At 48.7% G+C, this 556-nt stretch carries 1 protein-coding gene; it reads left to right on the forward strand.

The genetic code is table 11. From position 1 onward, the window contains the following. Positions 1–556 (forward strand): Calx-beta domain-containing protein (locus OQ5_RS20830; RefSeq protein WP_044107797.1); only part of this gene is annotated, 556 nt, incomplete at both ends.

A 556-nucleotide genomic window follows, 5' to 3' on the forward strand; every position in this document is an offset into this window, starting at 1 on the left:
CTCAGCAATGCCACTTACGAGGATGTGACCGTCAATCTTGATGTCACGGATATCGATACCCAGTCAGGCGACTACAACCTGGCATCTCAAAACATTACCATCACCGCCGGAGAAACTTCGGCAACAACATCCATTTCTGCCGTTGACGACGGGCTCTTTGAAGGCGATGAACAAGTGCAAATTGATATTTCAGGGGTTTCCGGAGGAGGCGCCGTTGAGGAAACACAACAATCGGAAGTTATCACCATTACTGATGAGCAGACAGCCCCGACTGTTACACTCAGTGCTTCGCCAACATCTATTGCCGAAAATACAGGTTCCTCAACATTAACAGCCACCCTGTCGGGGGCAACAGATAACGACATTACTATAGACCTGGCCGTTACCGGTGGTACAGCATCTTCCGGCGATTACACGTTGCCTGCTTCCATCTCAATCACTGCAGGTGAAACAACCGGAACGGCCTCTTTATCTGCTACCAACGATGATATTTATGAAGGAGATGAAACACTGACCGTCGAAATATCTGATGTCCCGGAAGGTTTTACCATCGGAA

Source organism: Anaerophaga thermohalophila str. Valhall (assembly GCF_000250735.1).
GTDB lineage: Bacteria > Bacteroidota > Bacteroidia > Bacteroidales > Marinilabiliaceae > Anaerophaga > Anaerophaga thermohalophila_A.